The sequence below is a fragment of the Gordonia sp. N1V genome (genome assembly GCF_029269935.1).
Lineage (GTDB): Bacteria > Actinomycetota > Actinomycetes > Mycobacteriales > Mycobacteriaceae > Gordonia > Gordonia polyisoprenivorans.
Genome location: NZ_JARJDD010000004.1, coordinates 205,529 through 228,029, shown reverse-complemented (window position 1 = coordinate 228,029; position 22,501 = coordinate 205,529). Strand labels below are relative to the sequence as shown.

Below are 22,501 nucleotides of genomic sequence, written 5' to 3'. Positions count from 1 at the left end.
CAGCGTAGTCGGCGAAGTGCTTTCCCAACAGCATTATCGGACAACTCGTTGGGTGTAAGTGGTGCGGAGAACTGTTCTGTCACAACGTAACCAATGACTCCGATACGTCGAGCTGAGCGCGCACGGCCTTGGCGTGAGCCTTGAGGGAGAAGCCTGGTTCGCGGGCCCGATCCGGCGTGAGCGGGGCCGGTCGGTGGGCGAGTAGCGTGCGGGCGGCGAGGTGATCGGCCGGTGCGCCGACGCTCTCGACCCACGCCAGGGAGTTGTCGACGAAGCCGAGGATGCTGCCCTTGTCCGCGACCGGGTCGCCGAGTCGCACCATCTCCTCGGCGGTCGCGGGCAGGCCGGCGATCTGCAACTTTCGTCCGCATTGCACCGTCCAGAACCATGGCACCGCGGAATAGGGCAGTGGCGCACCGCAGATCGACGCGGCGACGCAGCGCGCCTGATCGGTGGCGTTCTGGACGGCTTCGAGCCGCACCCGTCCGGCGGTGTGGTGACCGGGGAACGACGCCGCATCGCCGACGGCGAAGATGTGTGGGTCATCGGTGCGCAGGTACTCGTCGACGACGACGCCGTTGTCGACGGTGAGCCCGGCATCGCGGGCGAGACGGGTGTCGGGGACGGCGCCGATGCCGACGACCACGAGGTCGGCGGGAAGGCGGGTGCCCGAGTCGTCCACGACCGCTGTCACATGGCCGTCGGAACCGTCGATGCGCTGCACTCCAGTACCGAAACACAATTGCACACCGCGGCTTTCGTGCAGGTCGGCGAACAGCTGTGAGCTCGATGCGCTGAGTACGCGGGCCATGGGGCGGTCGGCGACGTCGAGGACGGTCACCGGAACCCCGCGATCGACGGCCGCCGAGGCGAACTCCAGGCCGATGAAGCCGGCGCCGACGACGACCACCCTGCTCGCCTCGGTGAGGGCGGCGTGGAGGCGGGCGGCGTCGTCGACGGTGTGTAGATGGTGAACGCCGTCGAGATCGGCTCCGGGGCAGCTCAATCGGCGTGGCTGGGCGCCGGTGGCGAGGACGAGATGGTCGAAGGGGAGTGCGGCGCCGTCGGCGAGCCTCACCGTGTGCCGACCACGATCGATCCCGTCGACGCCGACACCGAGGCGTAGGTCGATACCGTTGTCGTCGTAGAACGTCGAGGGTCGCAACGGCAGTGGTGACGGGCTTGCGGCCGAGGTGACGTAATCCTTGGACAGTGGTGGACGCTGATAGGGGAGATGGCCGGAACGGTCCACCAGCGTCACCTCGCCGTCGTAACCATTGCGGCGCAACGCGTCCGCGGCCTCGACGCCGGCATGCCCGGCGCCGACGATCACCACCGAATCCATCGTCACACCTGCGCTTCGGGGACGCGGACGGCCAGAGCGGAGAAGTGCTCACCGCTGCGGAGTTGGCAGCCGAGCCGCGAGGCGTCGGTGCGGTCGGCGGCGGTGCAGTCGAGCATCTCCTCCTCATCGTCGCCGATCGGCGGCAACGCCGCGGCGTCGTCGACGTAGACGTGGCAGGTCGCACACATCGCCTGGCCGCCGCATTCGCCGACGATGCCGGCGACACCGTTCTCCAGGGCCGCGCGCATCACGGAGATGCCGGTGTCGGCCTCCACGTGGTCGACGGTGCCGTCGGGGTGCTGATACGTGATCTGTGGCATGGTGATCCTCTTCTCTGCTGTACCGGAATGGTTTTCGTCTACCAGCGCACGGGTAGGGCGGTCATGCCGCGGAACACCCAGCCCTCGATGCGGGCGGGGCGCTCGGGGTCGAGGTGCAGTCCCGGCAGGCGATCGAAGAGGGCGGGGAGGGCGATATCGGCGATCTGGGAACGGGCCACCCATGCGCCCGCACAGAAGTGCGCACCGCCCCCGAAGCCGAGGTGTGGCACCTTGGGGCGGAACACGTCGTACTCATCGGCGCGCTCGAAGACTTCCTCGTCACGGTTGGCGCTCAACGCCACCACACCGAGCTTCGCGCCCGCCGGCAACAGCATGCCGCCGAGTTCGACTGCACGCGTGGTCTGCCGGGGATACATCCCGATCGGCGCCACCCACCGGACACTTTCCTCGAAAGCATCTTTCCAACAGCCTTTTCCGCGTACGGAGGTGAGCTGATCCGGCCGTTCGAGCAGCGCCCACACCGTGGTGGCCAACGCATCACGGGGTTCGTTGATACCGCCGCCGATCGACATCTTGAGATTGGCACGCGTATCGGCGAGGGTGACCTCGTCGTCCCCGAAGGCCGCGATGTGGGCGATCAGCGAGTCATCGGGGGTGGTGCGCACCCGGGTGAGCATCTCGTCGAGCGCCTGATCGACCTCGTCATAAGAGCGGCGCGCGGCCTCCCACACCTGCGGGTCGTCGGCGTAGTTGCCGGTGCCGTTGATCATGGTCTGACTCCACCGCAGCATGTCCTCGTGGGTGGCGTTCTCGAAACCCAGGACAACGCGCAGGTTTTCCGCGGCGTAGGGGGCGGCGAAATCGGTGACGAGGTCGGCGCCCGGGCCCTTGGCGGTGAACTCGGCGAAGAAACGCTCGAAGTTCTCGGCGAAGCGAGCACTCCACACCTGTGTGATCGCACGGGGTTTGAGTACTCCGCCGTAGGAGGCGCGCTGGATGGCATGCGCGGGATCGTCCTTGCGCAGCATCGAATGCCCCATCGCCCGCTTCATCAGTGAGTTCGTCTCGTCGGCGGTGAAGGTGTCGGGATCGTGGTCGACGGTGTGCACGTCGTGATAGCGGGTCACGAAGAACCGGCCGGCCGCGGGCACGTAGGCAACCGGGGTCTCGCGGCGCAGTCGTGCATAAATCGGGAAAGGGTCGCGGTGCAGATCGTCGAGGGTGACCCAGTCGGCGGTGACCGCCGGGTGTGCGGGTGAGGTGGTGGTCATCGAGGACTCCTCGGTGAGATGGGGAGGGGGTGACTTGGGCTGGATGCGGTCGGAGCTGTGTTCGCGGTCACCTCTGAGTGCACCAGGCAATCAAACACGCGTAAAGCGGTGAATTTCGTGCTAAAAACACGAGAGGATCGATGAATGCCGGACTTCACCCTGCGTCAACTGGAGTGTTTCGTCGCTGTCGCCGACCACGCCACCATCGCGCACGCCGCGGGTGCGTTGCATTCGTCGCCGTCAGCGGTGAACACCGCGGTCACCGAGCTGGAGAAACACCTCGGTGAGGCGTTGCTGATACGACGGCGCGCACACGGGGTCACCTTGACCACCGCGGGCCGGGCCCTTCTGCCGCAGGCCCGGTCGCTGCTGGCGGCCGCCCGTGATCTCGCGCCGGTCTCCGACGGTCAGGTCCGCGGGCACTTCATGCTCGGCATCTACTCGACGTTGTCGGCGTCGTTGCTGCCGGCGGTCCTCGACGGCTTCGGGCGGGCGCACCCGCGGGTCGAGGTGGACTTCACCGAGGGGTCGGGCGACGAGTTGCTCGCCGCCCTCGATGACGGCCGGGTCGACGCAGCGATTCTCTACGACCGGGACATCACCGGGCTACCGCACACCCGTGCGCTCTATCAGGTTCGCGCCCACGTCCTGCTGCCGGCAGATCACCGCCTCGCCGACGCCGAGCGGGTGTCGTTGCGCGAGTTGGCCGACGACCCGTTCATCCAGTTCGACGTGGCGCCCGCCTGGCAGAACACCTCGGCGCTGATGGCCGCCGCCGGGGTGAGCCCGCGCGTCGAATACGTCACCGGCAACTACGAGCTCGCTCGATCCCTCGTCGGCCGAGGGCTCGGCTACAGCGTGCTGGTGAACCGGCCCGCCTCCGACACCAGCCACGAAGGGCGCAAGCTCATCGTCCGAGAACTGGACCCCACACCTGATCCGGTCGCCGTCGTGATCGCGTGGCCCCGTGGTCGCGCGGCCTCACGACCCCTGCAGGCTTTCCTGGACTGGGCACCCGGACGGGTGTCGGGACCGGGATAGGCTGCGCGGCTGAGGTTTACCTCGTGACGGGTTCGGTCGACAGACGTTGCAGGTCGTCGGCGTCGGTGGGACGGGAGTCGACGAACGGCCATCCGTGCACCGCACGTCGGTAGTGCTCGGGAATGGCGCTCGCACCCCACCGGGCGCCGAGGAGTCCGCCGGCGATGGCGGCGACGGTATCGGTGTCGTCGCCGATCCGGATCGCCGTGTACAACGCCTCGGTGAGGTGGGTCGTCGGATCGTCGGTGGTGGTCTGCACGACCGCAGCGGTGGCCGCCTGGAACGCAGTCACAGTGAAACCGTTGGGCGAGAATCTATCCGGTGTCCCGGTGGTGGCCTGATCGATCCACGACGACCACTGGTCGCGACGTGTCGCAGGGATGAGGTCGAGGCCGGCGCCGACGTCGATGCGCTCCTCGGTGATGGCGACGCGGATCGCCTCGCACCACAGGACGCACGAGTCCCCGGCGAGGGCGTCGGAGTGGGTGAGACCCGCGACCGCGCGGGCGGCCCGGGCGAGGGTGTCACGGTCGTCGGGGTGCGCGAGAACCACCGGTGCGGTGCGCATCAACGCGCCGTTGCCCGCCGAGCGGGGGTGGTCGGCGGCGAAGACCAGCGATTCCTCTCGCATGATCGCGCCGACGTGCGCGTCGGGGTCGGTGCGGAGTCGGCGGTCGGTGGCAGCGAGCACCGCTCGGGTCTGATTGCCGATATCCGGCGGGCTGCCGTTGAAATCCCGGTACCAGCGAAGGAAACCGCGTGCCACGGCGTCGAGCCCGGTCTCGGAGGTGAGGTCGTGGCCATCGGCGACGGCCAGCGCGATCGCGACGGCCATGGTGGTGTCGTCGCTCCACTCGCCGGGTTCGTATCCGCCCAGACCGCCGCCGGTCATCTCCGGTGTCTCGTCGGCGGTGAGGCGTCGGGAGAACTCGTAGGGAACGCCGAGGGCGTCGCCGACGGCGGTCCCGAGCAGGGCGCCGTAAGCGCGGTCGGGGTGGGGCATGGGTGGCTCCTCCGGTTCGGGGTGAGTGGGGTGGTAGGGGGTGGTTGGGGCGGGAAACAGCAGCGGCGCAAGGGGTCTCGAGGCTCAGGCGCTAGCGCGCCTTCGCACCTCGACCACCGGAAAGAAGGTTCCGGCGCTAGCGCGACTTCGCACCTCGACCACCGGAAAGAAGGTTCCGGCGCTAGCGCGACTTCGCGCCTCGACCACCGAATGAAGGTGTCGCGGCTATCGGGAGGAGGGTGACGTCGGCGGTTTACCGCCCGCGCTTGCGGTTGCCCTCGTGGAAGGAGTCGCGGGAGCGTTTGGAGGCGTAGCCGGCACCGAGAACCGTTGCGTCGTTCTCCAACTGATCGACGAAGTCGATCTCTGCGGCCATGGCGGCGGCCGCGGCCGGTGGGGCGGCCATCATCGCGCTCTCGTAACTCGAGCGCGAGCGCGCGAGGTGGGCCGAGCCGGCGGCGAGATCGCCCGCCTCGTAGGCGCGAGAGGCCTTGAGCTTGGCCTGCTGGCCCTCCTGGTACAGCTTCTCCGACTGGACGACGGGGTCGGGAACACGGTCCCCGAGTTCGTCGCCGGGCACCACGTTCACCGAGATCGGTAGTGCCACCGTGTGTTCGGTCAGGGTGGCGGTCTCCACATAGCGCAGCTCCAAGGTCGCGAGCTGGGTGAGGCCAAGCGCGGCGAGACCGTCGACCTTCATGCGTAGCAACAGCTTCCGCTGTTCGTCGGCGTAGAGGTCGCCGAGTTCGATCATCACCTCGCCGTTGCCGATCTGATGGGCCGGAAGATCGTTGTACAGCGCGAGCTCGCCGACCTGCTCGACGTAGCGCACCGTCAGTGTGACCGCCTGCGCGGACTTCGCGAGCAGTCCGTCGACTTCGGCGCCGATCGCCGCACCGGCGGCATCCGGGTTGTCGGCGAAACCGTGGTTGCCGTTGCCTGCTCGGGTGATCACCTCCAGCAGTGACTCGTCGTAGCCGCGGCCGTAACCGAGGGTGGAGGTGGTGATGCCGTCGGCCGCGGCCTTGGCGGCGATGCCGGTGAATTCGTCGTGGTCGCGGATGCCGGTGTTGATGTGGCCGTCACTGATCACCAGCACCGTGCCGCCGCGGACGCCTGCACTCGCGGTGGCGCGGCGCAACTCCTGCAGACCCCGCAGATACCCCGACGACAGGTCGGTGCATCCGCCCGGGGTCACCGCACCGATGGCATCGATCGCGCGCAGCTTGTCGGTCAGCGGTGCTGCCGGGACCACCACCATCGCGGCGTCGTCGAACGCGACGAGGCCGAAGACATCCTTCGGATCGAGTTGGGCGACAACGCCGGCCAGTGCCTGCTGGGTGCCGGCCAACGGCGGGCCGCTCATCGAGCCGCTGCGATCGAGGACGATCTGCAACGCGGTCGGTGGCCGCGCGGAGTCTGCCGGAGCAGCGGCGGGGGCCTGAAGATCGAGCATGACGGTCACCTCGTCGGCGGCCTCGAGGGCCACGACGTCGACGTCGAGGGCGGCGGAGAACTGCATGGTGTCTTCCTCTCTCCGCCCCGGCATCGGACCGAGGCGACTTTGCGCGATTATGAGATTACTACTTTGCGCAGACATTCGCATAGTCTGTCGTTCGTGGCCGCCGGGAAAAGCAGTCGTCTGACCGACTATCCGCGACCCAGCGTCGCCGTCGACATCGCCGTACTCAGCGTCGTCGACGCGCATCTGTGCGTGGTGATCCAGCGCGATGACGCCGGTACCGCGATGCTGCCCGGACGATTCATCCGCGAGCGGCGCAGCGTCGCCGACACCGTGCGCGAGGTGCTCGAACTCAAGTTGGGGCTCTCGCCCGACCGCGTCCACCCGCATCTGCTGCGGGTGTTCGACGATCCTGATCGCGATCCCCGCGGGTGGACGATCTCGATCGCACATGCCGTCGCGCTGCCTGCCGCGCAGCTGACGAGCGTGGTCGGTGAGTTGGTTCCGGTCTCTCCCACCGGTGCGTTGGAGTCAGACGAGCCACTGCTCTACGACCATGACCAGATCATCGCAGCCGCCACCGACAGTCTTCGTGAACGCTATGAGGATCGCCCCGACCCCGACAACCTGCTGCCGACGCCCTACACCCTCACCGAACTGCGGGAACTGCACGAGGCGATCCTCGGTCGACGGCTGATGCGGGACTCGTTCAACCGGCGGGTGCAGCCGCTACTCGCGCCGCAGGTCGACGGTGCGGGCGAGCCGGTGACGAGGGTGGCCGGGGGTCGGCCGGCCCGCCTGTACGCGCGAAACGCCCCGCCGACGGCGACATTCGGATGGAAGCTCCCGAGCAAGGACGCGGACTCGTGAGTCCGTCACCGCGCCGTCAGGGCGTCACCACATAGGTGGTGTGGCCGACGACGGCGCGGGTCATGTTGGCGGGATCGGTGACGGACTGTTGGGTGTAGTTGGAGTGGACGATCCACCGGCCGATGGTGTTCAGGTAATTCGAGGCGCTGAAGCTGGCGCCGTCGGGCCAGTTGTCGGTGTTGGCCCAGCCGTCCCAGCGGCGGCTGAGGTCGGTGACGGAGTACTGGGTGGTGTCCGGTGTGGGCAGCAGCTGAACGCCGTCGAGCGTTTTCCCGGGCGCTCCACCGAGACGTCGTTGCGGATTCCCGATCAGCACGAAGGAAAGCTCATCGGCGGCGGGGGCGCCCGGTTTGTTCGCGTAGTACCGGAGCCATTCCGAGGCGATCTGTGCACCGCGCGAGTAGCCGAAAACGATCTTCTTGCCGGGAGTATTCATGATTGCGGTGTTCAATGCGTCGCGCCCGGCATTCAATCCGGCCATCGTCAAATCGGCATTCGAGGGCACGGTCACCGGCGTGCCGTGCGACGGCGCGAACCCGCTCAACGTGGTGTTCATCAGGTCGAACAGGTTGCCGAGATTGAGATCCAATGGCTGACAGGTCAATACGGTCGTGGCCTGGGCGTCGGCCGGGGACTTGGCAGGGGCCGCATGAGCGGGAGCCGTGGTGATCAGTCCGGCGAGGACGGCGACGGTGGAGGCGAACAGGACAATTCGGGCACGCAGATGTTGCACTGAAGATCCATTCGTAACCCCCGTGTAATTGTGGACCCACAGGACACTACGCGGTGAAAGGCATTCCTGTCACCGCAGGAAATGTCGCGATCTGGTGTCAAGAAATGCGCAAAAGATTACATCGTCCCGACATTGTTGACGACGAGCGGTGAATGTCACCCGGCTGACGACAAATGACTCTTCTTGATGTCGGCTTTCTTGATCTTGCCCGACGGCGTGAGCGGCAGGGAATCGACGACGACGATCTCCCCGGGCTGCTTGTAGCGCGCGAGTTGCTCGGCGCACAGTGCCCGCAGTTCGGTCACGTCGACGGCGTCGTCGAGCACCACGAACGCCACGCCCACCTCGCCGTAGGTCTCGTCGGGCACCCCGATGACCGCGGCCAGCACCACATGCGGATGCGACGTCAGCACGTTCTCGACCTCCGCGGGATACACGTTGTAGCCGCCGCGCACATACATCTCCTTGCGGCGCCCCCGCAGCACGATGTGCCCGTCGGGGCGCGCGGTCGCCATGTCGCCGGTGCGCAGCCAGCCGTCGGTCCCGAAGGCGTCGGTCGTGGCATCCGGACGCTGCCAGTACCCTGCCGCCACACAATCACCGGCGATCTGGAGTTCCCCGTCGACCCCGGCGTCGACCTCGTTGTCGTCGGCGTCGACGACACGCGCCCGGAAGTCGCCGATGGGAACGCCGAGGGTCTCGACGAGTGTGTCGAGATCGTCGCCCTCGGCGGAGATGATGCAGCCACCCGAGGTTTCCGACAGTCCGTACAGATTGGCCAGGCGCGCGCCGGGAAAGGCGTCGATGACGCGTCGCCCCAAGGCGGGATCGACATTCGACCCGCCGATCACACAGGTCCGGACCCGCGAGAGGTCGGCGTCGGCGAACGTCGGCTCGGCCATCATCAACGCGAACATCGTCGGCACACCCACACACATCGTGGCTCCATGCGCGACGATCGCGGCCAGCGACTGCTGCGGATGGAAGCCGGGCACCAGGATGAGTCGTGCGCCGACCGTCATTGCCGCGAGGACGGTGCACGTCAGGCCGCCGACGTGATTGAACGGCATGTGCGCGATCACCGCGTCGTCGGGACGTTGTCCGAGGTGAGCGGCCTGCGCACGCGCCGATGCGAGCAGGCTCGCGTGGGTGAGCATGGCGCCCTTGGGTGCTCCGGTGGTACCCGAGGTGTAGAGCAGCACCGCGGGCGTGAGGATTCCGACCGGCTCCCATTCGGTGTCGACGTCGGGTGCGGAATCGATGAGGTGCTGCCAGGTGCGGCTGGTAGAGAACCCGGCACCGTGCAGGAAGACGTAGTGATTCACCCCGGGCAGGCGTTTGCGGAAATCGTCGAGAAAGGAGACGAAATCGAAGCCGTGGTGTTCGGCCGCGCAGATGAGCACCGTCGCCCCGGACTCGTTGAGCATGTAGTCGAGTTCGGCCTCGCGGTAGAGGACGTTGAGCGCCACCACGGTCGCGCCGACCCGGGTGGCGCCGATCAGCGTGATGATCCACTCCGCGCAATTCGGTGCCGCGAGCGCCACCCGATCGCCCGGGCCGACGCCGATGGTGTGCAGTGCGCGGGCCAACTGGTCGGCGGTGTCGCGGACCTGCGCGTATGACCACGTGCCCTCGGGCGTGACGAGGAACGGGGCGTCGGGCGTGCGGGCGACGGCGTCGTCCATGAGCGTCGGGATCGTCGGTGCGGTACTGATCGGGTCGGTCATGGAGACTCCGTGGTCGGCGACGGCGCGTCGGTGAACGCGCCTACGCCGATGATGCCGGACGTCGGGGGCGGAGTCGTCGGGTTCGGGTTATCGCCTGGTCTCTAGACCGAGTCGTGCCGGTGGGCGTTCGGTGCGTTGTGGTCTGAAACCAGCACCGTGGCAGGCGGTCTCGAGGCTCGCCGCACGCGGCTCGCACCTCGACCAGCGGGGGGCGGCGCGCGGCTCGCGGTGGGAACGGTATGCGGCTCGCACCTCGACCAGCGGTGGGATCGGGTCGAGGTGCGGATCGGCGCGCGGCGGGGCTACCGCCTGCGGATGTCGATGGGCAGGCCGTCGGCGGGGGTGGGGCCGGTGCCATATTCGAGATCGAGGCGGTAGTCGGCGGGAACGGTCCACTCGAAGCGCAGCAGCATCTGGTGCAGGATCGACTTCACTTCCATCCCACCGAAATACAGGCCGATGCACTTGTGTGCGCCGCCGCCGAAGGGGGCCCAGGCGAAGCGGTGCACCTTGTCCTCGCGGCGCTCCGGGGAGAAGCGCCCGGGGTCCCACTTGGTCGGCTCGGGCCACCATTCCTCGCGCAGCATCGTCGCCCACGGGTGGATCGCGATGATGGTGCCCTCCGGCACGTAGTGGCCGAGGATGTCGGTGTCGGCGATGGCTTTTCGGAACAACATGCCGACCGGGGCGTTGATGCGCAGGGTCTCCTTGAACGCGAGGTCCATGCTGGGCAGGGCGTCCTGGTCGTCGTAGTCGAGGGTGTCCTTGCCCAGGGCCAGCGATTCGTCCCGAAGGCGTTGCTGCCATTCCGGATTGCGGCCCAGGTAGTGCGTCATCATCGACAGGGCGATGGTCGAGGTGTCGTGGGCGGCCATCATCACGAAGATCATGTGGTTCACGACGTCCTCGTCGGAGAACGTGTTGCCCTCGTCGTCCTCGCTGTGGCACAGCACCGAGAACAGGTCGTCGCCGTTTCCTGCGCGGCGGGCCGGGATCTCGGAGCGGAAATACTCCTGCAGCAACTCGCGCCCGCGCAGACCGCGCGCCCAGGTGAAGTTACCGACGTCGGCCCGGATGATCGCCTGCCCGCCGCGGACCGCGGCCTCGAAGGCCTGCTCGAGGCGGTGATTCTCCTCGGCGGCCAGTGTTGAGCCGACGAACACCTCCGACGCCAGCGACAGCAACAGTTCCTTGGTCTGGGTGTACATCGGGAACCCGCGTCCCACATCCCAATTCGCGAGGGTCTTCTCGATGTGGGGGGTCATGAGATCGAGGTAGCGGGTCAGTCGTGGTTTGGCGAACGCCTGCTGCATGATCCGGCGGTGGTGCATGTGCTCGCCGAAGTCCAGCAGCATGACCCCGCGCCGGAAGAACGGCCCGATGAGCGGCTCCCAGCCCTGCTCGCTGGAGAACGCCTTCTCGCGGTTCATCCACGCGCACTCGATCGCCTCGGGGCCGACGAGGGTGACCATGTCCATGTTGAGCGACCCCGACCACGACACCGGTCCGTACTTCTCGAACCGCTCCATCGCGCTGCCGAGGGGATCGGCGAGTGCCTCGAAGGTGTTGCCGAAGAACGGCAGACCCGCGTCGCCCAACACCGGCTTCAGGCCGGAGCCGGCCGGCGGCTCGGCCAGCACCTTGGTGGGTCGTGGGTACACGGACGTGGCCGTTGCCAGCGCCTTCTGGAATCGCTTCGCCACCGTTGGCATCGTCTGACCTCCCACGTCGTCGGCGCGAGTACGCCGGGTCTACTAGACACAAATCGTAGCCTTTGTGTCAATGAGGTTCAGTGTACAAGTCGGATGTGGCCCTCGTCACCCCCATCGGGAATGGGTGCCGTGACGTCACCCGTGGTCGGCGGCCACCGGCGCGCGACCGAACACCAGCCCGTCGTCGACCTTGTCGAGCCGGTGATCGAGCAGGTCACGGTAATAGTTGTGCCGAACCTCCCACGCTCCACGCGTCCCCGACTTGGGGTAGGCCTCCGGCGAGCGCAGCACGTAACCGGCCTGTAGATCCCAGATCGACTTCGACGGCATCGACCGCTCGCCCAGATGCGGATAGGCGTGGGTGCAGCCGTGCTCGCGCATGTAGGCGACGAGCTCGGCGATCGACTGGGCGGTCATGTCGGCGCGCAGCGTCCACGACGCATTCGTATAACCCAGCGACCACGCGAGATTCGGCACGTCTTCGAGGAAGCGACTCTTGAACAGGAACCGGTCGTGCGGTTTCACCTCGGCGCCGTCGATGCGCAGGGTGATCCCGCCGAAGGCCTGCAATTGCAGGCCGGTGGCGGTGACGACGATGTCGGCGTCGAGATGACGCCCGGAGGTCAGGGTGACACCGGTGGCGTCGAGGCGCTCGATGTGGTCGGTGACCATCTCCACCGACCCCGACGCGATCGCCTGGAACAGGTCGGCGTCGGGAACCATGCACATCCGCTGATCCCACGGATCGTAGGTGGGGTTGAAGTGGACGTCGACGGGATAGTCCGCGGGCAGGTTCTTGACGACGCCGGAGCGGATGAGTTTGCGCCCCAGCGTGGGAAAGCGATGGGTGGCGTGCACCAGCGCGGCGGTCTGCAGCGCGTATCGGGACCGGATGACACGATGGGCCGCGTTGCGCGGCAATACTTTCCGCACCAGCGGCGCGAAGATCTGTTTCTGCGGCGAGGAGTAGATGTAGGACGGCGAGCGTTGCAGCATCGTCACGTGTGCGGCGGTACGGGCCAGCGCCGGGATGAGGCTGACCGCGGTCGCCCCGCTGCCGATGACGACGATGCGCTTGCCGGCGTAGTCGAGATCCTCCGGCCAGAGCTGCGGGTGGACGACCGGTCCGGTGAAGTCGTCGAGGCCGGGAAACGGCGGTGTGTAGGGGTGGTCGTAGTCGTAGTACCCGGTGGCCAGCGCGACGAAGCGACAGCGGTAGCGCTCGGCCGGGTGGGACTCGCCCTGCTCGACGGAGACCGTCCAGGTGTCGGTGCTCGAATCCCAGTCGGCGCCCTCGACCCGGCGATCGAACCGCATGTGGGTATCGATGCCGTGAGCGTGCGCGGTGTGGACCAGGTACTCGCGGATGTGCTCGCCGTCGGCGAGTGCTTCCGGTCGCCGCCACGGCTCGAACGGATAGCTCAGCGAGAAGATGTCGCTGTCGGAGCGCACACCCGGATACCGGAACAGATCCCAGGTGCCGCCGATCCGTGGGCGGCGCTCCAGGATGACGTAGCGCACGTCGGGATTGCGTTCGCGTAGGCGATAGGCGATGTCGATCCCCGACAATCCCGCTCCGATGATGACGACGTCGGTGTCGACGGTGATCGGCTCGTCGCCGCTGGTGGTGGGCTCGTCGGTAGTTGTCACCGGTGACCTCCTCGTGATGCTCGTGCTCCCATCGTGTGACGAGCACGGGCGCGAGCGCAGCGAATCGGCCGAAGTCGGCGAGAAGTCGGGCCCGCGGGTTCAGCCGCGTGAGAGGTGGAAGGTCAGCAGGGTGGTGCGGCCGTTGATCGAGCGGCCCCAGTATCCGCCGCGGCCGTCGGGGGTCAGCTCGTCGCGGACGAATCCGACCGGCGTGCCGCTGTAGTCGATGACGACGACCTCGGCGTTGTCGAGCACCGAGCGCCCCGGATACACCCGGCCGGGGAACGCCCAGCCGATCGCGGTGTTGTTGATGACCGACGATCCGGTGAAGGACTTGCCGTACCAGACGGTGTTGCCCGGCGGGAAGCTGGTCACCGTCCCCGCGTAGTAGCCGCCGGGCATGGCGGGTGCGGCGTGCGCGGCGCCCGCTCCGATCAGGCCGGACACAGCTGCGGCGGTGACTGCGGCGATGGTGGCCGCGGTGCGAATTCGTGTGCGGGACATGAGAACTCCTCACCCGGGGGTGGGGCCCGGTCGTGGATTGCCCGACCTGTCTCCATGATCCCACGTCGGTGCCGGCGCGGAACCGATCGTGTCGGGGTCGAGTCCTATTCGTTGCCGACGGTGCTCGCGCGGGTGACGAGTTCCGGCTGGAACACGGTCTGTGTGGCCCGGTGATCCCGCGATGTCTCGGCGGCTCTCACCAACAGTTCGATGGCGGTCGCACCGATCCGTGCGGTCGGCTGCCGTACCGAGGACAACGGCACCACCGCCGACGCCGCGAAGTCGATGTCGTCGTAACCGATCAGGGCGATGTCGTCGGGGATGCGAACATCGGCCAGCATGGTCAGAGCCTGTAGGACACCGATCGCGAGGAGGTCGTTGGCGCAAAAGATGGCGTCGGGCCTCTCGTGACGAGGCCTGCGGTGCAGCGCTTCTCCCGCGGCACGACCGGCCAGGACGCTGAGCGTCGGCGTGTCGATCACTTCCAGCTCTGCCGAATCGATCTGGGCCACCGCCATTTCCGCACCGCGGCGGCGGTCGGCGACCTGACGCAGGCCGGCCGGTCCGCCGATGAACGCGATCCGACTGCGCCCGAGCGTGAGAAGGTGTTCCACCGCGAGGCGGCCACCGGCGACGTCATCGACGGCGACCGAATCGAACGGGGTGCCGGTGCCGTCCCGGTCGACGAGCACCACCGGCACGCCGCGCCGGTGCAGCGCGGTCAGTCGCGCGAGGTCGTCGCCGATCGGCGAGACGAGTACCCCGAACACGCGCTGCTCGTCGAAGGCATCGATGTAGGCGCGTTCGCGGGCGGGGTCGTCGTCGGAGGTGCCCAACAAGACGGTGAGGCCGTGCTCGCCCGCCGCTCGTTCGGCCGAGCGGGCGACGTCGGTGAAGAACGGGTTGCCGACGTCGAGGACGACCAGACCGACGCTGCGCGAGCGGCCGGCACGAAGCTGGCGGGCGGCGTCGTTACGGACGAATCCGAGGTCGTCGATGGCTCGGCGGACCCGCTCCACCGTCGCGGGAGCCACCTTTTCCGGTGCGTTGAGCACGTTCGACACGGTGCCGACCGACACGCCCGCCGACGCCGCCACCTCCCGCATGCTCACGCTCACCCATCCATCTCACCAGATCACGCCCCGGCCAGATCGAAGGACGGTGCTGTGCCCACCCGCGGCAGGAACCGTTGGACGGAGACGTTGCGGGCGACGAACTCGCGCAGGGCGTGTGGCTCGCCGTCGAGGAGACCATGGGCGCGTGCGGTCAGCAGCACGTTGCCGAGTGCGGTGGCCTCCACCGGACCGGCGAGGACGGGCAGACCACTGCGGTCGGCGGTCAGCTGGCACAACAACCGGTTCTGGGCACCACCGCCGACGAGGTGGATGCGGTCCACACCGGTGCCCGACAACTCGGCGGCCACGCGGACGGTCTCGGCGAATGCGGCGGCGAGACTGTCGACGATGGCGCGCACCAGCTCCGCCGGTCCGCGCGGCGCACGCAGTCCGCGGTCGCGGTACCACCGGCCGATGCGTTCGGGCATGTTCCCGGGCGCGAGGAACATCGGGTCGTCGGTGTCGAAGACCTCGACCGGCTCCGACACCGACGCCGCCCCGGCGAGCAACTCGTCGAGATCGGCGCGCATGCCGTCGCGTCGAAACCGGCGCACCGTCTCGCTGAGCAGCCACAGACCCATCACATTGCGCAGGAACCGCGTGGTGTTCTCGACGCCGACCTCGTTGGTGAAGTTGGCCTCGCGCGCCGCCTCGGAGAGCACCGGCGCGGTGGTCTCCACACCCACCAAACCCCAGGTGCCACAAGAGATGTATGCCGAGGAATCTGGGTCCATCGGGATGGCCGCGATCGCCGAGGCGGTGTCGTGGGAGGCAACGGTGGTCACCGACACCGATGACGGGAGGCCCAACGGTGTGGCGATCTCCGGCAGCACTCCGCCCAGAGATCTACCGGGCTCGGTCAGATCGGGAAAGAGGTTGTCCGGCAGCGAGAGTTGCCGGGTCAACGAGCGATCCCAGGAGCCGTCGACACCGAGTAGTCCGGTGGTCGAGGCGTTGGTGCGTTCGGTGGCCCGCTCGCCGGTGAGCCAGTATCCGATGAGGTCGGGGATCAGCAACGCCGAATCGGCGATGTCGAGCAGTCCGGCCGCGTGATCGGCGGCGAGCTGATAGACGGTGGTGAACGGCAGGAACTGTAAGCCGTTACGCCGGTACAACTCTGCGGGCTCGATGATCTCGTGGACCGCCTCGACACCGCTCGCGCTGCGTGGGTCGCGATAGTGGTGGGGCACACCGAGCAGACGACCGTTGCGCATGAGGCCGTAGTCGACGGCCCAGGAGTCGACACCGATCCCGACGAGCCGGTCGCTGTGCCTGCCCGCCTCTGCCAGTCCGGCGCAGGCGGCGCCGAACAGTCCGGGAAGATCCCAGTGCAGTGCCGTGCGGGAGCCGTCGAACAGGTGGACCGGGGTGTTGGCGAACCGTGCCGCCTGCTCGAGTTCGATTCGGCCGGGCGCGATGTCGGCGACCATGACGCGACCACTGGTGGCGCCGAGGTCGATGGCCGCGACCTGGCCGGAGGCGGCTCTCATCGCAGGAATGCCGCGGCCACACCGGCATCGACGGGGACGTGCAGGCCGGTGGTGTGACTGAAATCGGAGGTGCACAGCGCGAATGCGGCGTTGGCGATGTTCTCCGGCAACACCTCTCGCTTGAGCAGGGTGCGCTGGGCGTAGAACGCGCCGAGATCCTTCTCCTCGACACCGTAGACCGCAGCACGTTGCGCACCCCAGCCACCGGCGAAGATCCCCGATCCGCGGACCACACCGTCGGGGTTGATGCCGTTGACCTTGACGCCGTGCTCACCGAGCTCGGCGGCCAGCAACCGCACCTGATGCGCCTGATCGGCTTTCGTCGCCGAGTAGGCGATGTTGTTGGGTCCGGCGAACACCGAGTTCTTCGACGAGATGTAGAGGATGTCGCCGCCGAGTTTCTGCTCGATCAGCGCCCGCGCCGCTGCCTTGGACACCAGGAACGATCCGCGTGCCATCACGTTGTGCTGCAGATCCCAGTCGGCGGCGGTGGTCTCGAGCAACGATTTCGACAGCGACAGCCCGGCATTGTTGACGACGAGGTCGATGCCCCCGAACGCCAGGACGGTGGCATCGACGGCCGCCTGCACGGCGGCCTCGTCGGTGACGTCGGCGGCGATGCCGATGGCGACATCGGAGGTGCCGATCTCCGCGGCCGCGGCCTGGGCCTTGTCGGCGTCGAGGTCGGCGATCACCACGCACGCGCCCTCGGCGGCGAGCCGGGTGGCGATGGCCTTGCCGATTCCCGAGGCCGCCCCGGTGACCAGTGCGATCCGGGTGGCCAACGGTTTGGGTGCGGGCATGCGGGCCAGCTTGGCCTCTTCCAGAGCCCAGTATTCGATCCGGAATTTCTCGGCCTCGTTGATCGGGGAGTAGCTCGAGACGGCCTCGGCGCCGCGCATGACGTTGATGGCGTTGAGGTAGAACTCGCCGGCGACGCGTGCGGTCTGCTTGTCCTTGCCGTAGCTGAACATTCCGACGCCGGGTACGAGAACGATGGCCGGGTCGGCGCCGCGCATCGCCGGGGACTCGGCGGTCGCGTGCCGCTCGTAGTAGGCGGCGTAGTCGGCGCGGTAGGCGTGGTGCAGTTCGGCGAGACGCTCCTTGCAGTCCTCGATCGAGGCGTCGGCCGGCAGGTCGAGCACCATCGGCTTGACCTTGGTGCGCAGGAAGTGGTCCGGGCAGCTGGTACCCAGACCGGCGAGGCGGGAAAGTTCACTGCCGGTGAGGAATTCGAGGACCGGTGCGGTGTCGGTGAAGTGGCCGACCTGCGGGCGATCGGTGGAGGCCAGGCCCCGGATGAACGGTGCCAGTGCGGCCGCTTTCGCGCGACGCTGCTCCTCGGGCAGTGCGCCGAAGCCGTCCACCGGCGCGCCGAACGGTTGATCCTTGCCGTTGCTGTCGATGAATTCCTCGGCGGCCGCGATGATCTCGAGGGAGCGCGCTTGGGTTTCCTCGGAGGTGTCACCCCAGGCGGTGATGCCGTGACCGCCGAGGATGCAGCCGATGGCCTGGGGATTGGCGGCCTTGATGGCCGAAATGTCGAGTCCGAGCTGGAACCCCGGACGCTGCCACGGCACCCACACCACCCGGTCACCGAAGATCTTCTGGGTCACCGCCTCCCCGTCGGCGGCGGTGGCGATCGCGATCCCGGAATCGGGGTGCAGGTGATCGACGTGGGCGGCGTCGACGAGTCCGTGCATCGCGGTGTCGATGGACGGCGCGGCCCCACCCTTGCCGTGCAGGCAGTAGTCGAACGCGGCGACCATCTCGTCCTCGCGCTCGACGCCCGGATAGACATCGACCAGTGCCCGCACGCGATCGAGCCGCAACACGGCCAGCCCGCTTTCGGTCAGGGTGCCGAGATCGCCGCCGGAACCCTTGACCCACAACAGATCGACGTCCTCCCCGGTGACGGGGTCGACGTCTGTGCCCTTGGCCGAGGTGTTGCCGCCGGCGTAGTTGGTGTTCTTCGGGTCGGCGCCGAGGCGATGGGAACGAGCGATCAGCGCGGCGACGGTCGGGTTGGTGGTCACGAAAAGACTCCTTGGCGAGATGTTCTGGGAGAAAGGGGTTCAGGGGCGACGGCGCTGGCGGATCCGTGCTCACGCGCCCCACGACGACGGGGTGCCGCCGACGCGATCGGCCGCGATCTGCTCGGCGTATCCGGACTGCGCGAATGCGCGCATCGGGTCGGCCGGCAGGCCCCTTTCGGTGCGGCGTTGCGCGAGCATCGGGCGTACGTCGGTGTAGAACGCATCCATGAAGACGGCGTTGGCGCCCAACACATCACCCGCGTCCTGTGCAGCCGTCAACGCCTCGGTGTCGATGGACAGGGCACGCGCGGTCATCTCCTCGACGTTGATGACCGAGCGGATCTGGCCGGGGATCTTCTCCTCGACGTTGTGGCACTGATCGAGCATGAGCGCGACGGTGGAGTCGGCGTCGAGGCCGCCGCCCCGGATCACCTCGACCATGATGCGGAACAACTGGAAGGGGTCGGCGGCGCCGACGATGAGGTCGTCGTCGGCGTAGAAGCGTGAGTTGAAGTCGAACGAACCGAGACGTCCGAGTCGCAGCAGTTGCGCGACGATGAACTCGATGTTGGTGCCGGGGGCGTGATGTCCGGTGTCGAGGCAGACGGCGGCACGCTCGCCGAGCGCGGTCACCTGCGCATACGAGGTACCCCAGTCGGGGACGTCGGTCATGTACATCGCGGGCTCGAAGAACTTGTACTCCAACACAAGTCGCTGACCCTCACCGATGTGTTGATAGATCGCGGCCAGGGACTCGGCGAGCCGGTCCTGGCGTCCGCGGATGTCACCCTGGCCCGGGTAGTTGGTGCCGTCGGCGAGCCAGATCTTGAGATCGGACGAGCCGGTCTCACCCATGATCTCGATGCAGGCCAGGTGGTGGTCGATCGCCTTCTGGCGCACCGTCTTGTCGACGTGGGTCAGCGAACCGAACTTGTAGTCGTCGTCCTGGAAGGTGTTGGAGTTGACGGTGCCCAGGGTGACGCCGAGATCAGTGGCGTAGCTGCGCAGGGCTGCGTAGTCGTCGACGGTGTCCCACGGGATGTGCAGGGCCACAGAGGGAGCCAGGCCGGTCAGCCGATGGACGGTGGCGGCGTCGGCGATCTTCTCCTCGATGGTGCGAGGGGTGCCCGGCGTGCTGAACACCTTGAAGCGGGTGCCGGAGTTGCCGAATGCCCACGAGGGCAGTTCGATGGCGAGATTGTCGAGGAGGGTCAGGTCGGGGGAGGTCATCACGCGGTCCTTCGAGAGCTCAGGCGACGGTGCGCGACTCGGCGGCCGCCGGCAGCCCGGTGGCGGTGGCGGCGGAATCGGTGGTGGTCAGGGGAGCGGCGTCGGCGCGCTCGACCGGTGCGCCGTAACGTTCGACCTCGATCTGCTGCAACGTCTTACCCCGTGTGTGCGGCGCGAACACCGCGCCGATGATCAGAGCGACGGTCAGCAGACCCACCAGCAGGCTGCCGACGACGGGGAGTCCGGTGGCGGCGAGCAGGGTCGGGAAGAAGTAGCTCAGCAGGCCGGTGAAGGTGCGGACGACGAAGAACATGATGCCCTGCGCGCTGGCGCGATATGGGGTGGCGAACAGTTCGCTGGCCCAGAGGCTGTAGAACGCCTGGGCGCCGATGCCGCTGGAGATTCCCCACAGGATCGCGAACGTCAACATGGTGGGGATGCCGCTGGAGGTGAAGGCCACCAGCACGATCCAGGCGATGATGCCCAGGACGGCACCGATGATGTACAGCAACCGTTGCGACATCTTGTCGGCGAAGCGCATGAACCCGAAGTACGTCGCCGCGACGGTGCAGCCCCACACGAGGACCTGCAGCAGATTCTGTTGGACGGCGCTGTGCAGTCCGGCGGTGTCGTACACCCGCGGCATGAAGATGCCCGCCTGGCCTGCGACGGTGTTCCAGAACAGATAGATGCCGCCGAGGAACAGCAGGGCGGTGATGTTGACCTTGCGGGAGAACAGGCCGCGTAGTCCGCGCGCGCCGACGCTCGAGGCGAGTTGCCGGGTTTCGCCCCGGCCCTCTTCCTTCCAGATGGTCGACTCGTGCAGGCCCTGCCGGATCCACCAGACCACGGCGGCGACGACGAACAGATGCAGGAAGATCAGCCGGGACCCGAGCAGACCCAATGGTGCGAGGGCGGCGGCCAGTGCGAAGCCGATCAGCGGGCCGATCGACCAGGCCAACTGCGCGGTTCCCACGTGCTTGGCGCGTTCGGTCGTCGGCGCCTGCTCGGCGATGTAGGTCCAGGAGGCGGGGACGCCTGCGCCGACGGCGATGCCGGTGATGATGAATGCGGCCAAGAGCATCCCGAAGTTCACCGCGCATGCAGCGATCAGCACGCCGACCATGTAGACCAGCAGATCGTAGGTGTAGATGGCCTTGCGGCCGAAGCGATCACACAGCGGACCACCCAGAGCGGCGCCGATCGCCGCGCCGAAGGCGTTGGCGCTCAACGCGGCCAGCAGACCGACGGCGAAGTTGCTGATGCCGAAGGCGTCCTGCCAGAAGGTGAGGCTGGTTGCGATCGCGATGATCGATCCGGCCTCGATGTAGTTGGACATGGCCACCGAGATGGTGGCACGCCAGCCGGTCGTGGAGCGGGCTCCTACTTTCATGATGATCCTCGGGGTGTCGGTGTTCAGTAGAGAACGGCGGGTGAGTGGGGGTCAAGGGGTGATCAGTCGAGGTGGAAGTACTCGTCGAGCCGGAGCGCGGTGGTCGGTGCGGCGTCGGGAGTCGGGGTATCGGTGTCGGGCGGCAGGAAGAACTCCGACATGTGGGCCTGCCAGCGGGTGTTGACGTCGGTGGCGGCGAGGTCGGTCACGGCGCGGGCGTAGTCGTCGGTCTCCAGGTATCCGACGACGACGTGCTCGGCGGGGTGCAGGAACAGCGAGTAGTTGCGCCATCCGGTGCGCTCGAGCGCGTCGAGCATCTCCGGCCAGACGTGCTCGTGGGCGGCGAGGTAATCATCAATGCGGTCGGGCCGCAGGCGCATGACCAGGCACACTCGTTCGGTCGTGGGCATTGGACCTCCGTTTCCGCGCGAATGAAACGTTTCAATTCGTGATGGGAGGCACAGTAGCGCGTGTTTTGTGATCCGGTCAAGAGCCCGGGTGCGCCTCACTGGGTGAGACGGACCCGGGCTCTCACGGCCGCGGCCGGCCGTTCTCCAACCGGACGCCACCCCAGACGCCGCTCATCCGGTTGCGTCGGCCCCACTGTCCGCAGCCGGCCCGGATCGGGCAGGCCGCGCACACCGACGCGGCATGGGAGTAGTCGTCGGTGGGAAAGGGGAACCAGTCCTCGGGATTCTCGTCGACGGCCGCACAGGCGGCTGCCGCCCAGTCGACGTCGAGGGTGGGCCGTAACAGCATCGACAGTGGCAGGGAGAGGGGACGCAACTCCGGGGCGGTCATCGGCGGTCTCCTCTCCCCGCCTACCGGCGGTTACTCGAGTTGTCGTCCGAGAGTGAACAACTCCCAGACTTCCTTCTGGTCCTGTGCCCACGGGTCATAGACGAACGGTGCATGGCGCAGGGCGATTCCGGCTTCTCGCGGTGTGCGATCGGCCTTGAAGCCGTTGCACGACTTGCATGCCGCGACCTGATTACCGAACGTCGATGCGCCACCGCGTGATTGGGGCATGATGTGGTCGACGGTGTCGGCCGGGCCCTCGCAGTACGCGCAGATCCACTGATCGCGACGCAGGATCGAGGCGCCAGAGGCGTAGGAGTCCATCGTCTTTCCGGCGTACGGACGGTAGGCATCACGCTTGATCGCGACCACCTGATGAATGGGCAGGCTGATGCTCGGCGAATGCACGGTGCGCACCAGGGGGGTGCCCTCGACGTTGCGCGCGACGCCGGTGGTCAACAGAACCGCGGCCCGGCGCCAGGTGACGCGCGCGAGTATCTGCAAACCGGCGTTGGTGACGAAAATGGTCATGGCTACTCCTGAAAGACGATGACGAACTCTGCTGGGAGCGTCACCGTTTCCGGATCAGCCGCAGAGGTTTCCGGGGCCGGTGGCGCAGGGATGGAATCGATACATCGGGGCCGTCGTGCGACCGTCGTCCGACAGTCCACGCCGACAACCGAATTCGTTGTCGTCTCGCCATGCGATCTGCGAGATCATCTGCGCCACCTCCCTTCGTCGTCTCGTGTGTGACAGCGCGCCCAGGGTACCGCCGCTTCGCGGAGGCGTCCAGGATTTAACGGGGGTTGCGAGATGAACATCTGACTGCCTCGGGTGTCC

20 protein-coding genes are annotated in these 22,501 nt (G+C 67.5%); 2 read left to right on the top strand and 18 right to left on the bottom strand.

The annotated features are described in order from the left end of the window. Positions 1 to 79: 79 nt before the first annotated feature. Genes P3L18_RS07680 through P3L18_RS07670 form a run of 3 tightly spaced genes read right to left on the bottom strand, consistent with a single transcriptional unit; the run spans position 80 to position 2,897 of the window. Entirely contained in the window at positions 80 to 1,345 is a 1,266-nt protein-coding gene (locus P3L18_RS07680; RefSeq protein WP_276113768.1) for an FAD-dependent oxidoreductase, read from the bottom strand. A 2-nt stretch (positions 1,346 to 1,347) separates the two neighbouring features. Further along, complete coding sequence (locus tag P3L18_RS07675) at positions 1,348 to 1,665, bottom strand: 2Fe-2S iron-sulfur cluster-binding protein (RefSeq protein WP_079928360.1); 318 nt, start codon at positions 1,663 to 1,665, stop codon at positions 1,348 to 1,350. Between the two features lie 38 nt (positions 1,666 to 1,703). Continuing rightward, positions 1,704 to 2,897, bottom strand: coding sequence for a cytochrome P450 (locus P3L18_RS07670; protein ID WP_276113767.1), 1,194 nt, complete (start codon positions 2,895 to 2,897; stop codon positions 1,704 to 1,706). Positions 2,898 to 3,041: 144 nt separating this feature from the next. Between P3L18_RS07670 and P3L18_RS07665 the strand changes: the two genes are divergently transcribed. Next, the gene (locus P3L18_RS07665) at positions 3,042 to 3,938 is read left to right on the top strand and encodes a LysR substrate-binding domain-containing protein (RefSeq protein WP_276113766.1); all 897 of its coding nucleotides are present in this window, start codon (positions 3,042 to 3,044) and stop codon (positions 3,936 to 3,938) included. Between the two features lie 16 nt (positions 3,939 to 3,954). Here the strand turns inward: P3L18_RS07665 and P3L18_RS07660 are convergent, their stop codons facing one another. Next, positions 3,955 to 4,941 (bottom strand): ADP-ribosylglycohydrolase family protein, encoded by a 987-nt coding sequence (locus P3L18_RS07660; protein ID WP_276113765.1) that lies wholly within the window; start codon positions 4,939 to 4,941, stop codon positions 3,955 to 3,957. Positions 4,942 to 5,194: 253 nt separating this feature from the next. Next, the gene (locus P3L18_RS07655; RefSeq protein WP_276113764.1) at positions 5,195 to 6,463 is read right to left on the bottom strand and encodes a VWA domain-containing protein; all 1,269 of its coding nucleotides are present in this window, start codon (positions 6,461 to 6,463) and stop codon (positions 5,195 to 5,197) included. A 96-nt stretch (positions 6,464 to 6,559) separates the two neighbouring features. Here P3L18_RS07655 and P3L18_RS07650 point away from each other — a divergent pair, with 96 nt between their 5' ends. Then, positions 6,560 to 7,273, top strand: a complete 714-nt coding sequence (locus P3L18_RS07650; RefSeq protein ID WP_265077306.1) for an NUDIX hydrolase — start codon at positions 6,560 to 6,562, stop codon at positions 7,271 to 7,273. 16 nt (positions 7,274 to 7,289) lie between these two features. On the opposite strand, the gene P3L18_RS07645 is transcribed toward P3L18_RS07650, so the two are convergent. From P3L18_RS07645 to P3L18_RS07585, 13 genes are all read right to left on the bottom strand, one after another. Next, the gene (locus tag P3L18_RS07645) at positions 7,290 to 8,006 is read right to left on the bottom strand and encodes a PE-PPE domain-containing protein (protein WP_006369034.1); all 717 of its coding nucleotides are present in this window, start codon (positions 8,004 to 8,006) and stop codon (positions 7,290 to 7,292) included. 155 nt (positions 8,007 to 8,161) lie between these two features. Then, positions 8,162 to 9,733, bottom strand: coding sequence for a class I adenylate-forming enzyme family protein (locus P3L18_RS07640; RefSeq protein WP_006369035.1), 1,572 nt, complete (start codon positions 9,731 to 9,733; stop codon positions 8,162 to 8,164). Positions 9,734 to 10,035: 302 nt separating this feature from the next. Next, on the bottom strand, positions 10,036 to 11,445 hold the full coding sequence (locus tag P3L18_RS07635; protein WP_006369036.1) for a cytochrome P450: 1,410 nt from the start codon (positions 11,443 to 11,445) through the stop codon (positions 10,036 to 10,038). Positions 11,446 to 11,580: 135 nt separating this feature from the next. Then, complete coding sequence (locus tag P3L18_RS07630) at positions 11,581 to 13,095, bottom strand: NAD(P)/FAD-dependent oxidoreductase (RefSeq protein WP_276113763.1); 1,515 nt, start codon at positions 13,093 to 13,095, stop codon at positions 11,581 to 11,583. A 99-nt stretch (positions 13,096 to 13,194) separates the two neighbouring features. After that, positions 13,195 to 13,599 (bottom strand): hypothetical protein, encoded by a 405-nt coding sequence (locus P3L18_RS07625; protein WP_006369038.1) that lies wholly within the window; start codon positions 13,597 to 13,599, stop codon positions 13,195 to 13,197. A gap of 104 nt (positions 13,600 to 13,703) precedes the next feature. After that, a complete protein-coding gene (locus P3L18_RS07620) occupies positions 13,704 to 14,705 on the bottom strand; it encodes a LacI family DNA-binding transcriptional regulator (protein ID WP_276113848.1) in 1,002 nt (333 codons plus the stop codon). 29 nt (positions 14,706 to 14,734) lie between these two features. Beyond that, positions 14,735 to 16,204 (bottom strand): rhamnulokinase family protein, encoded by a 1,470-nt coding sequence (locus tag P3L18_RS07615; protein WP_276113762.1) that lies wholly within the window; start codon positions 16,202 to 16,204, stop codon positions 14,735 to 14,737. Then, positions 16,201 to 18,240 carry a bifunctional aldolase/short-chain dehydrogenase gene (locus tag P3L18_RS07610; RefSeq protein WP_276113761.1) on the bottom strand — a complete coding sequence of 680 codons (2,040 nt, stop codon included), beginning with the start codon at positions 18,238 to 18,240 and terminating at the stop codon, positions 16,201 to 16,203. The genes P3L18_RS07615 and P3L18_RS07610 overlap by 4 nt, the downstream gene beginning before the upstream one ends. A gap of 69 nt (positions 18,241 to 18,309) precedes the next feature. Continuing rightward, positions 18,310 to 19,470 carry an L-rhamnose isomerase gene (gene rhaI / locus P3L18_RS07605; protein WP_276113760.1) on the bottom strand — a complete coding sequence of 387 codons (1,161 nt, stop codon included), beginning with the start codon at positions 19,468 to 19,470 and terminating at the stop codon, positions 18,310 to 18,312. 19 nt (positions 19,471 to 19,489) lie between these two features. Beyond that, positions 19,490 to 20,863, bottom strand: coding sequence for an MFS transporter (locus tag P3L18_RS07600; protein WP_276113759.1), 1,374 nt, complete (start codon positions 20,861 to 20,863; stop codon positions 19,490 to 19,492). A gap of 62 nt (positions 20,864 to 20,925) precedes the next feature. Continuing rightward, positions 20,926 to 21,273 (bottom strand): L-rhamnose mutarotase, encoded by a 348-nt coding sequence (locus P3L18_RS07595; RefSeq protein WP_014358349.1) that lies wholly within the window; start codon positions 21,271 to 21,273, stop codon positions 20,926 to 20,928. A gap of 121 nt (positions 21,274 to 21,394) precedes the next feature. Further along, a complete protein-coding gene (locus P3L18_RS07590) occupies positions 21,395 to 21,664 on the bottom strand; it encodes a WhiB family transcriptional regulator (protein WP_276113758.1) in 270 nt (89 codons plus the stop codon). A gap of 30 nt (positions 21,665 to 21,694) precedes the next feature. Further along, positions 21,695 to 22,192, bottom strand: a complete 498-nt coding sequence (locus P3L18_RS07585; protein WP_006369046.1) for an HNH endonuclease — start codon at positions 22,190 to 22,192, stop codon at positions 21,695 to 21,697. Positions 22,193 to 22,501: the final 309 nt, after the last annotated feature.